Source organism: Pseudoalteromonas sp. SWXJ133, assembly GCF_015864365.1.
Lineage (GTDB): Bacteria > Pseudomonadota > Gammaproteobacteria > Enterobacterales > Alteromonadaceae > Pseudoalteromonas > Pseudoalteromonas arctica.
Map to the genome: position 1 here is coordinate 36,147 of NZ_JADYXJ010000003.1, position 11,589 is coordinate 47,735.

11 protein-coding genes are annotated in these 11,589 nt (G+C 39.8%); 5 read left to right on the forward strand and 6 right to left on the reverse strand.

The genetic code is table 11. The features are described 5' to 3' along the window. The first annotated feature begins 48 nt into the window (after positions 1-48). The gene (locus I6F40_RS03045; protein WP_101164452.1) at positions 49-729 is read left to right on the forward strand and encodes a hypothetical protein; all 681 of its coding nucleotides are present in this window, start codon (positions 49-51) and stop codon (positions 727-729) included. Positions 730-877: 148 nt separating this feature from the next. Continuing rightward, on the forward strand, positions 878-3,451 hold the full coding sequence (locus I6F40_RS03050) for a M1 family metallopeptidase (RefSeq protein WP_197192472.1): 2,574 nt from the start codon (positions 878-880) through the stop codon (positions 3,449-3,451). A gap of 76 nt (positions 3,452-3,527) precedes the next feature. On the opposite strand, the gene I6F40_RS03055 is transcribed toward I6F40_RS03050, so the two are convergent. Next, positions 3,528-3,893, reverse strand: a complete 366-nt coding sequence (locus tag I6F40_RS03055; RefSeq protein WP_024592890.1) for a hypothetical protein — start codon at positions 3,891-3,893, stop codon at positions 3,528-3,530. A 75-nt stretch (positions 3,894-3,968) separates the two neighbouring features. Continuing rightward, positions 3,969-4,844: a hypothetical protein gene (locus tag I6F40_RS03060; protein ID WP_197192473.1), complete on the reverse strand. Its 876-nt coding sequence runs from the start codon at positions 4,842-4,844 to the stop codon at positions 3,969-3,971. Positions 4,845-5,001: 157 nt separating this feature from the next. Between I6F40_RS03060 and I6F40_RS03065 the strand changes: the two genes are divergently transcribed. From I6F40_RS03065 to yjjG, 3 genes are all read left to right on the forward strand, one after another. Further along, the gene (locus I6F40_RS03065; protein WP_166377003.1) at positions 5,002-5,901 is read left to right on the forward strand and encodes a phosphoribulokinase; all 900 of its coding nucleotides are present in this window, start codon (positions 5,002-5,004) and stop codon (positions 5,899-5,901) included. A 66-nt stretch (positions 5,902-5,967) separates the two neighbouring features. Then, the gene (yjjX, locus tag I6F40_RS03070) at positions 5,968-6,513 is read left to right on the forward strand and encodes an inosine/xanthosine triphosphatase (protein ID WP_166377004.1); all 546 of its coding nucleotides are present in this window, start codon (positions 5,968-5,970) and stop codon (positions 6,511-6,513) included. Positions 6,514-6,526: 13 nt separating this feature from the next. After that, on the forward strand, positions 6,527-7,201 hold the full coding sequence (gene yjjG / locus I6F40_RS03075) for a pyrimidine 5'-nucleotidase (protein WP_166377005.1): 675 nt from the start codon (positions 6,527-6,529) through the stop codon (positions 7,199-7,201). A gap of 92 nt (positions 7,202-7,293) precedes the next feature. Here the strand turns inward: yjjG and lpxC are convergent, their stop codons facing one another. The 4 genes from lpxC to I6F40_RS03095 form a co-directional block, all read right to left on the reverse strand. Continuing rightward, positions 7,294-8,205 carry a UDP-3-O-acyl-N-acetylglucosamine deacetylase gene (gene lpxC / locus I6F40_RS03080; RefSeq protein WP_007582940.1) on the reverse strand — a complete coding sequence of 304 codons (912 nt, stop codon included), beginning with the start codon at positions 8,203-8,205 and terminating at the stop codon, positions 7,294-7,296. A 106-nt stretch (positions 8,206-8,311) separates the two neighbouring features. After that, positions 8,312-9,559, reverse strand: coding sequence for a cell division protein FtsZ (gene ftsZ / locus I6F40_RS03085; RefSeq protein WP_166377006.1), 1,248 nt, complete (start codon positions 9,557-9,559; stop codon positions 8,312-8,314). 21 nt (positions 9,560-9,580) lie between these two features. After that, positions 9,581-10,813 carry a cell division protein FtsA gene (gene ftsA / locus I6F40_RS03090; protein WP_010554299.1) on the reverse strand — a complete coding sequence of 411 codons (1,233 nt, stop codon included), beginning with the start codon at positions 10,811-10,813 and terminating at the stop codon, positions 9,581-9,583. Continuing rightward, the gene (locus I6F40_RS03095) at positions 10,810-11,589 is read right to left on the reverse strand and encodes a cell division protein FtsQ/DivIB (RefSeq protein ID WP_166377007.1); all 780 of its coding nucleotides are present in this window, start codon (positions 11,587-11,589) and stop codon (positions 10,810-10,812) included. The genes ftsA and I6F40_RS03095 overlap by 4 nt, the downstream gene beginning before the upstream one ends.

The following is an 11,589-nucleotide window of genomic DNA, read 5'->3' on the forward strand; positions in this document are numbered from 1 at the left end:
GCTAGTTGGGTATAAAATAAAACACATCATTATTTTCAAGGTATTACGTTGAAAACCCATCTTGGTCGCCGGCCCTTTTCAGCCATGGAACTGCACACTCTTTATAATGGATATATATACGGTGATTTTAAAGTTGCACGAGAGCAACCAAAACACTGGCATTTTTGGCTCCCTTTAATTGCATATTATAGCGGTGCTTATAGCGATGAGATTGGTTACTTAACGCTTGATGATCTGTCCCTTGAAAAAAACGTCTTATGTTTTAATTTTCATACCCACGGTAAAATAAAACCTCGCCTAGTTCCTGTACATCAAGCACTTATAAATGCTGGATTTAATGAATATATAACGTTCATCAAATCGCAAAACCAACACCGATTAATGTTCGACTTACCGGCTAAAACTGGCAGGTACAGTGAAAAAGTCCGCATTTGGTTTTCAGGGGAAGGTGAGCGAGCCGGTTACCTGCAAAAATGTGATATACCAAACGTAGATCAACTCGGCATGAAAACAGCAATAAGCAGTCTTCGTCTTAACTTTGAGCAACAAATGCGCATATACGCCCTGCAAGCTAACTCTAAAGACACATTTAATTATTTAATGGGCTTTAACGAGTATCCACAGGATGTGTTTAGCGATACCCACTTATTAAATACCGTTGTCCAACAAATACGTATTATTAACTCACACCTGCATTGGCAGCGTTTTATAACACGCGAAAGCCACTGACAAACTTTGTTACTATTTCCCCTTAAAGTCACCGTTATAATCAATTACTCTATTTAAAAAAACTGTTAGGATATCTAACCCCCTAATTATATGAGCATAAAAAAGCCTATTTAGGGTAGTTTCTAACAACAACAATCTAGGGATCACTATGTTTCTTAAAAGCCTCTTAACAGTGAGCGTTACTTTAGCAATGGGTGCTGCAAACGCTAACGAATTCGTTATTGAAAAACTCGCAAAACCAAGTTCACAACAGGTGTCGTTAACACTCGACCCGAGCCAAGATACATTCACAGGGATGACTGAGATTTCCCTAGAAGTACTAAAACCAACAAAATACATTGAGTTAAATGGCGTAGCTTACGCTGTTAAAATGGCGCAACTGCTTGGCGACGAAAACTGTGATTTAAACAACGAAATGCTTAAAACAGGTAAAGTAAAATTTAGCTGTGATGAGCAAATTCAACCAGGTAAATATACACTTAAAGTTGATTTTTCAGCGCCATATAACCGTCAAAGTGTTGGTTTATACAAAACATTAGACCAAGGCACTCCTTACTTATTTACTCAATTTGAAATGAGTGATGCACGCCGTGCATTTCCTGTTTTTGACGAGCCAAGTTACAAAATTCCATTTCAGTTAACGATTACTGCGCCTACATCACAAAAAGTATATTCAAATACGCCAGAGTTAAAAACAACAGTTAATGGCGATATGACCACACACTTTTTTGATAAAACACCGCCAATCCCTTCATACCTAGTAGCAATGGCTGTTGGCCCGTTTGAAGAATTAGAAATTAAAGGTATGCCAATTCCTGGTCGTGTAATTACCCCTCAAGGTAAAATTCACTTAGCCCAATACGCAAAAGAAAACATGCCAAAAGTACTGGGCGCACTTGAAGCGTATTTTGGTATTCCTTACGTTTACAAAAAATTAGACTCAGTAGCGGTACCAGAGTTTCCATTTGGCGCAATGGAAAACTCAGGCTTAGTAACCTACCGAGAAGATATTTTATTGGTTGATTTAGCTGCCGCAACACGCAGTAAAAAACAACGTAATGTATCAATTATTGCTCACGAACTTGCTCACCAATGGTACGGTAACTTAGTAACCATGAAATGGTGGAACGACTTATGGTTAAACGAAGCGTTTGCTAGCTGGATGGCTGCAAAAATTACTAAGCAGCTTAACCCTGAGTTTGAATCGCACTTAGACCTGCCACAAAACAACGTAATGGCACTTGATGCACGCCTAAGCACCAAGCCTATTCGTAAGCCAATTAAAACCGAAGCTGACATTATGGATGGTTTAGGTCTTGCTTACAGTAAAGGCAGCTCGGTACTTGCTATGGTTGAAAACTGGATTGGCGAAGATGCATTTCAAAAAGGTATTCAAAGCTACTTAAAAGAGTTTTCATATAAAAATGCAGAAGCGGCCGACCTGTGGGAAGCACTTGGTAAAGCATCAAATAAAGACGTAGCGAGTGTTTTAAAATCGTTTATTGAACAGTCTTCTTTCCCGTTAGTTAAAGTAACTCAACAAGGCAGCAAAGTAACTATTTCACAAAGCCGCTTTGTAAATGCAGGCGTTGATGCGCCAGAGCAGTTATGGAATGTACCGGTTGCAATTAAATATGGTGCTGGCGATAAAGTAAAAACAGCAAATGTATTACTTAATAAACAAAGCCAAACACTAGACTTAGACTTTGAACCAGAATGGATTTATCCAGATCAGGGTGCACTAGGCTACTACCGCTGGGTAATGGATGACGCACAATTTAGCGCACTTGTTAAAAAGGCGCCAAGCGTACTGAGTGACCGTGAACGCTTAGCGTTGTTATCGGCTACTGATGCACTACTTGACGCTGGTGTTATATCTGCTGCTAAGTTAATGCAAACACTTGAAGTGTTCGTAAGCGATAGCCACCCTCGCGTAGCAAATACCGCACTAGGTTACTTAGTATCGCAACAACGTACTTTTAAAGACGATAGCAATAAAGACCTATGGCCTGAATTTATTCGCGGTGCAGTAACGCCTGCAGCTAAAAAATATGGTTTAGAAGCTAAAACGGGAGAAGACGGAGCTATTGCACAACTTCGTGCGGCCGTAGTATCACGCTTAGGTTTTGATGGTGAAGATCAAAACGTCATTAATAAAGCGAAAGAACAAACACAAGTTTATTTAAATGATCCACAAAAAGTAGATCCTTACTTAGCCGGTACGTACTTAACTCTTGCTGCTTTTCATGGTGACAAAGCGCTGCTTGATCAATTCATGACAACGTTTAAAACAACGAAAGATCCACAAGTACGCACTAACATGCTTGCTGCAATGGGCTTTTTTGGTAAACCTGAATTACAAAAAGCGGTATTAGCTTATAGCTTAACGGATGAAGTAACTGCATCTGACATGCGTACTATTTTGTCAGGTCAAAGTTATACTGATGAGCGCCAAGCGTTATTTATTGACTGGGTTTACAGTAACTACGATAAAGTAACAGCAAGCTTACCGCCTTTCTTTATTCCTAACTTACCGTACTTTACAACGGCGAGTTGTAATGCAGAAAGCTTAGCTAAAACAAAGACCTTTTTTAACGAAAAAGTAGCTGATGTAGCCGGTTACGCTCGTACATTAAGTAAGCTTGAAGAAAGCACAAACGATTGTATCGCGCTTAAAACACGTGAACTAGAATCGGTTAATAGCTTCTTAAAAAGTAAGTAACCCTTAGGTTTATTAAGCTATAAAAACACAAAAGCCGCTGAATATAAATTCAGCGGCTTTTTACGTTTATGTTTTATTAGTTACCAATAATCATAGTTAGCTTGGCTATAAAGTCTTTTGCTGCTTGCTCAGAGTTTATTTTAAATGCCACACCGTAGTGAATAGGCTGAGTACTTTTAAAAATACGTGTAGGAAAGCGTGTCATCTCGCTACTATGAAAGTAGCCTTGCGCACGCGTTACGCCATCAATATCACTAAAGTCATCGCTAAACACCTCAAATGCTGGGCGAATTACTATTTTACCCTTACCGCTTTCGCTGTGGGTATAAAATGCTTCTTTAGAGTTTACTAACATGTACTCTGCAATATTTTTAATCTTAAAATTACTTCTACACTGTAATTTAATGAGCTGTTCTGTCAGCTCGTCTGCACTATAAGCCACGTGTAATCCCTATTAGTTAATTTGCGTATTAGATTAACGCATACACACAATAAAATCTGAATTTATTTGTCTGCTTTACTGCGTTATATCACATACAAAAGCGAGTTTTTCATTGTTGTAACTCATTCTTGTTATATTTGTTTCGCAGTAGGTGCTTAAATTAAGCCATTGCGATACTTCATTACTTCCATCAAGTTTACGCTGATAAACGCGGTTTTTAATAGCATAAGCGATAGTTGCATCATCTTTCAAAATAAAATCTTGAACTTGAGCAGGTAACCTTAGTAGGTCTTCAACTTGTTTATCTTGTGGATTAAAACTCGCTAAAATATGTTGCTCGTTTTTAGTGTAACTAAATAAAAATGCAGCCGTAGAGTTGTTATAAATAAGCGTTCGGCCAATATTACTGGCAGCTATTTTCCCCTTCGCTTGTGCAACAGAAGTATATTGAAGAGTATGAGGCTTTCCTAAAATAAACATCACTAAATCATTTTGAACACCCCATGCATGGTACCCAACAGGTTCAATCCAATCAAAAATACGACTTGGCGCATCTTCGCTTTTGAGTGGGTATTGCCACAGTTTTTGCTTACCATCTGCCTCTACAACAATCGCTGATACTGCATCACCACTTGGCATAACCGTTGGTGAATATTCGCTTACGGGAGAGTTACTGATATTAATAACTTTTTTTGATGTTAAATCGTAATAAGCAATATCGGTTTGGCTTTGCTCACCTGCAATCACCTCATGAGTAAAGTATAAACCTGTACTTGTTAAGTGCGGTTGGTTGTTATAACTGTTTTTATCACTCACTATACTAACTTGCACCCCATAAGGCGTATTTAAATAAGCAAGTAATACTTGGCTTTTTGGCATGCTAGCCTGCGCCATAATTGGGCTAATCGCTGCTATAGAAAATATCCCAAGTAATGGTTTAATAAGTTTCATGCTTTCTCTCGTTTTAATTTTAAGCACCTCATGATAACGTTATTTGCTGATGACGTCACTTGAGCTAAGTCAGTCAACTCTTAAGATACCCAAACGGCTTAAAATAATGTTAAGTTTAGTCTGGTTATAAAACCTGGTCCTAAAAAAGAGAATTAACATGTCAGCTAAAAATCCTATTATTGCGATTACGGGTTCGTCTGGTGCGGGTACAACCACCACAACCAATGCAATTAAACATATTTTCCGTAGCCTTAATATTGAAGCGGCTTTTATCGAAGGAGATAGCTTTCATCGTTACACTCGCCCTGAAATGGATAAAAAAGTACGTGAAGCACAACAAGAAAATAAACACATTAGTTACTTTGGCCGAGAAGCAAATGACTTTGGTGCTTTAGAAGCGTTGTTTGAAAACTATAGTGAAACAGGCCAAGGTAAGTTACGCCGATACTTACACACCTTTGATGAAGCCGTCCCATACAATCAATTACCGGGTACATTTACTCCTTGGCAAGACCTTGATAGTAATACTGATATTTTGTTTTATGAAGGGTTACACGGTGGTGTAGTTGATCAAGATGTAAACGTTGCAAAGCATGTCGATTTATTAATAGGCATGGTACCTATTATTAACCTTGAATGGATTCAAAAATTAATACGCGATACATCCGAACGAGGCCACTCCCGCGAAGCGGTTATGGGCTCTATTGTACGCAGTATGGATGATTATATTAATCATATAACCCCTCAGTTTTCTCGCACCCATATTAATTTTCAACGTGTGCCGACCGTTGATACCTCAAATCCATTTAGTGCCAAAGATATTCCATCGCTAGATGAAAGCTTTGTCGTTATTCGCTTTAGAGGGATTGATGATGTTGATTTTCCTTATTATTTACGCATGATCGAAGGCAGTTTTATGTCTCGTATTAATACGCTTGTAGTACCAGGCGGCAAAATGGGCTTGGCTATGGAGCTTGTGCTTACCCCATTAATTAAAGATATTATTTTGAAAAAGCGTGCACTGGAAAACCTAGCACCACTCGATTTACCTATTTGATTACCGACTCTTTTTTGTTAAAGCTAACTCACGTACACTGCTGATTTTGCTCAAGGTGAGATCAGCATGTCACAACAATTAAAAATTATTGTCGGTTCTAAAAATCCTGTAAAAATAAATGCCGCTAAACATATTTTTACTATGTATTTTCCAGAATGTATCATTGACTGTGAAGGTGTGAATGCTCCCTCAGACGTGCCCGATCAGCCTATTGGCGAAGACGAAACACGTATTGGCGCGCAAAACCGTGTTAATTATTGTAAAGAGCACCACCAAGCTCACTATTACGTTGCAATGGAAGGCGGTGCAGAACAATTTAGCTATGGTGCAGCAACCTTTGCTTACGTTGTTATTGATAATGCCTTAAATCAAGTTGTAGGGCGTAGCAGCAACCTTCCTCTACCCCAAGTACTTTATAATGCATTACTTAAAGGTGAAGAACTTGGCGATGTAATGGACAAAGCATTTAATACCACCAACGTTAAACAAAAAGGTGGCGCTATTGGTCTACTTACCAACAATCATGCCACGCGCGAAAGTACCTATACACAAGCACTCACTTTAGCTATGGCGCCTTTTTTACACCCTGAGCTATACAGCCAAACAAATTAATTTAGGAAGTTTAATGAAGTACAACTATATATTGTTTGATGCAGACGAAACCTTATTTAGGTTTGATATTTTAGCGGGCATGACTCGCATGTTTAAAGCTTACAACGTAGATTTTAGCCAAGACGATTATATTCATTATCAAAAAACCAATAAGCAGCTGTGGGTTGATTATCAAAATGGCACTATTAGCGCAGATTACTTACAAGTAACACGCTTTAATGAGTGGGCTTCAAAACTTAATGTGCCAGCAAAAGAGCTAAACGATGCTTTTTTAGATTCTATGGCGCAAATTTGCGAGCCATTACCTGGTGCTATTGAGCTTTTAAATAAACTTAAACCAAATACTAGATTAGGTATTATTACTAACGGATTTGCCCGCTTACAAACCGTACGCCTTGAGCATACTGGCTTAAAAGATATGTTTGAATGGTTAGTTATATCTGAACTTGTAGGTATAGCAAAACCGAATAAAGCGATTTTCGAGCACACATTTGAGCTAATGGGTAACCCAGATAAAAGCGAGATACTTATGGTGGGTGATACTGCTGCAAGTGACATACTTGGCGGCAACAATGTTGGTATTGATACTTGCTGGTTACAGCACCCTGGTGAGCAATTAGCCGACGGAATAAAGCCAACCTATACCGTAGCTAGTTTAAATCAGTTACAAGCTCTTTTGGAGTTATAATAAATTATAGAGCTATTAAATTTCACGCAAAAAAATGACGCTAATTAGCGTCATTTTTTATAACTGTTTTTCGAGCTGCTCTTTTACTGCTTTTAGGCTGGAGCTAACTCAAGACCGGGTGCAGGCATCGTCACAGGCGTTTCAAATGTTGCCCACTCCCATGCTGACTCTGTAGCCATAATTTTACGAAGTAATTTATTATTTAAATCATGACCCGATTTAAATGCAGTTACTTTACCTAAAAGATTATGGCCTGTCATAAACATGTCACCAACACAGTCTAATATCTTATGCTTAACAAACTCGTCGCTATAACGTAAACCGTTAGGATTTAAAACTTTGAACTCATCAAGTACCACAGCACTATCCATGCTACCACCTAGCGCTAGGTTGTTTGCATGCATGTATTCAATATCTTTCATAAATCCAAAAGTACGCGCACGGCTAATTTCTTCAATAAAGCTTTGCGTTGTTATATCCAACCCAATACGTTGGCGACTTTCATTGATAGCTGGGTGGTTAAATGCAATCTCAAAGTCGATATGAAAACCATCATATGGTTCAACTTCAGCCCACTTATCACCTTCTTCAATGCGTACTTTTTCTTTAATACGGATAAAGCGTTTAGCAACGTTTTGCTCTTCAATTCCGCCTTTTTGTAACAGATATATGAATGGTAATGCACTACCATCCATAATCGGCACTTCTGAGCTATCTAATTCTACAATTAGATTATCAATCCCCATTGCAGCCACGGCTGCAATAAGATGCTCAGTAGTTGATAAGCGAACACCATCTTTGTTAATTAAACAGGTACACAACTGCGTATCACCAACGGCTTCAGGTGTTGTTTCAAAATCAACAACCGGATCAAGGTCGACACGACGAAATACAATCCCAGTATTTGCGCTCGCAGGTCGGAGAGTTATTGTGACCTTCTCACCTTTATGAAGTCCAATTCCTATGGCTTTGACTACTTCTGCAATCGTACGCTGTTTAATCATAGGTATGCTCACTTTTAAATCAGTTACAGTTAGACGACGGAGTTTAACATAAATCCTTTTGCCTTTCAATATTTGTACGTACATCAAACAAAAGTATGATTAAATATTAATCAGCCTGCTTGCGTAAGAAAGCGGGAATATCAAAATAATCACCGCCTTCTGATTTATCTACTTTCTTACTGTTTTGCGCTGAAGAACTTGATGCACTGCTTGAACTAGTTGAAGGCGCTTTTTCTTTGCTTTGCGTTTGCGCTTTATCAGTGCTTTCTTCAGCATTTGTATCTTGGCTTGCAAAGCTTGGTACGTACATGCTGCTCGTTTGGTTTGATGTGCTTGCAACATCAGAACCTGATGCTTTTTTAAAGCCGTTATCAACAATACCAAACTGTGGACGACGATCGCCGCCTAAGCCAGTTGCAACAACCGTTACACGTAGCTCATCAGTCATTTCTGGGTCGATTACCGCACCAACAACAACCGTTGCGTTTTCTGACGCAAGTGCTTTAACGTGATTACCAACAATTTCAAATTCTTCAATCGCAATGTCCATACCTGCGGTGATATTAACTAAGATACCTTTAGCACCTGTTAAATCAACGTCTTCTAGTAGTGGGCTTGAGATAGCCGCTTCTGCTGCTTCTTGTGCACGATCAGGACCTGACGCAGACGCCGTTCCCATCATTGCAGTACCCATTGCAGACATTACAGTTCTAACATCGGCGAAATCCACGTTAATTAAACCAGAACGTGTAATTAGCTCTGCTATACCTTGTACCGCACCAAATAATACGTCATTAGCTTTAGCGAAGGCATCTAGAAGTGTAGTCCCTTTTCCTAAAACTTTAAGCAATTTATTGTTCGGAATTGTAATAAGTGAATCTACAATTTCTGACAATTCATTAATGCCTTGTTCAGCGGCTGCTGCACGTTTTTTACCTTCAAAATCAAAAGGACGTGTTACAACTGCAACGGTTAAAATACCGAGTTCTTTAGCAATTTTAGCAACTACTGGTGCTGCACCAGTACCTGTACCACCGCCCATACCGGCTGCAATAAATACCATATCGGCGCCTTCAAGACTGGCACGAATTGTATCTGCATCTTCTTCAGCCGACTTACGGCCTACTTCAGGGTTTGCGCCCGCACCCAACCCAGAGGTTATTTGCGTGCCTAGCTGAACTGTAATATCGGCAGCAGAGTTACGTAATGCTTGCGCATCCGTATTAGCGGCTATAAAACGCACGCCTTCTATTTGTTGTTTAACCATGTGCTCAACAGCGTTACCGCCACCACCGCCCACGCCGATTACTTTTATTACAGCTTCTTCGCTGTGTTGTTCCATTATATCAAACATGTTTACTCTCCGACTTGAGTCTTAAAACTCGCCTTGGAACCATTTAGTAATGCGGTTCCACCAATTATTGTTATCCTCTGCTTTCGACTTTTGTGCATTCATCGATTGCATGGTACGCCCGTATTGTAACAAACCAACAGCGGTTGCGTACGAAGGATCATCTACATAGTCTGTCAAACCAACCATCCCGATTGGCTTGCCTATTCTTACTGGCATTTGGAAGATATCTTCTGCCACTTCCATCGCGCCAGTCATTTTAGCAGTTCCGCCTGTTATAACGAGACCTGCCGCAATTTGGTCTTCTAAGCCTGAACGACGAATTTCTTCCATCGCAAGCTCAAATAATTCTCTAAAACGAGGCTCTACCACCTCAGATAATGTATGGCGCGACATTAACCTTGCTGGTCGCCCGCCCACACTTGGTACTTCAATTGTGTCTTCGCTACTTGCCATTTGGCTACTGGCACATGCGTATTGTACTTTGAGTGACTCTGCATGTGATATAGGTGTGCGAAATATTTTTGCAATATCACCAGTAACTTGGTTACCCGCCACTGGAATAACCGCAGAGTGACGCAATGCACCATTAATATAAATGGTGATATCCATAGTACCGCCCCCTATATCAAGTACTGCAACACCAAGCTCTTTTTCATCTGGCGTAAGCACTGAATAACATGATGCTAAAGCAGTAAAGATAAGTTGATCAACTTCAAGACCACAGCGCTCTACGCATTTCTCGATATTTTTTGCCATATCGTTTGAACACGTAATAATATGTGCACGCGCTTCCATACGAACACCACTCATACCAAGTGGGTTTTTAATGCCCTCTTGCATGTCGATACTGTATTCTTGCGGCAATGCATGCAGCATTTTACGCTCTGCCGAAATAGGCACAGAGCGCGCAATATGAATTACATTTTCAATGTCTTCGTCAGTGACTTCAGTGTTGTTAATTGCCACCACGCCACTTTCGTTTTGACACTGTATATGTTTGCCAGAAATACCCAAATACACAGAGCTAATACGACAATCAGCCATTAGCTCGGCTTCATCTATTGCTCGGCGAATAGACTCAGACACTAAGTTTAAATCGTTAACGCCGCCTTTATCCATACCATGAGATACTTGGCTGCCCACACCAACAATGCTGAGCTTGTTATCTGCGGTGATTTCGCCTACCGTGGCAACCACTTTCGAGGTGCCAACGTCTAACCCTATTACTAGGTTTCTTTCTGCTGACTTAGTCATGCCTTACTCTTATTTTGTAATTGTTCTTCTTGCACTGGCTTAAAGCTGACTGCAAGGCCGGTATCATACCGTAAATCTATTGTATCTACTTGTGCATCTGCACGTTGTTCCATTCGTGGATAAACGTCTATAAAACGTTGTACACGCTTGGCTTTATCTTTACGTCCTAAATTCAAACGTATTCCGTTATCTAACCATAGTTGCCACGAAAAGCGCTCCGACAATGCCAAACTTGTTAACGTTAAGCCGTTAACTTTTAGCATTTCATCAAATTGCTTAAAAGCAATCCACGCTTCCTCTTCGCTGCCTTCTGGGCCGTATAACTGCGGTAAGTTATCATCTAACTTATCGCTGTTGGCTTGAAATGCTTGACCACTTTGGTTGAGCAATAAGTCGCTATTCCAATGTGCTACTACTTCATGTTCAACAACATATACTTGTATAGTATCAGGCCATTGTTTACGTACCGAAGCGGTAGCAACCCAGGGCAAGTCTTGTACTAGCTGCTGCACATGCTTAACATCAAGTTCAAAAAAACTACTTAAATCGGCTTTTTTAATCGCTTTTATAATTGCCGTTTCATCTGTGTATTTAGGCTGCCCTTGCACTGTAAGGTGCTTAATTTGAGCATCCTTGTTTTCAACTAACCAATCCGATACACCTGTCGTAATTTGCACTAAGCCAATTACAACAATCAGAAAAAAGCTCACACCAAAAATCAAAGACCAATTAAGTTTCAGTTTGATTTCCTGAGCTTTTTCTAAAAGGGGATGCAT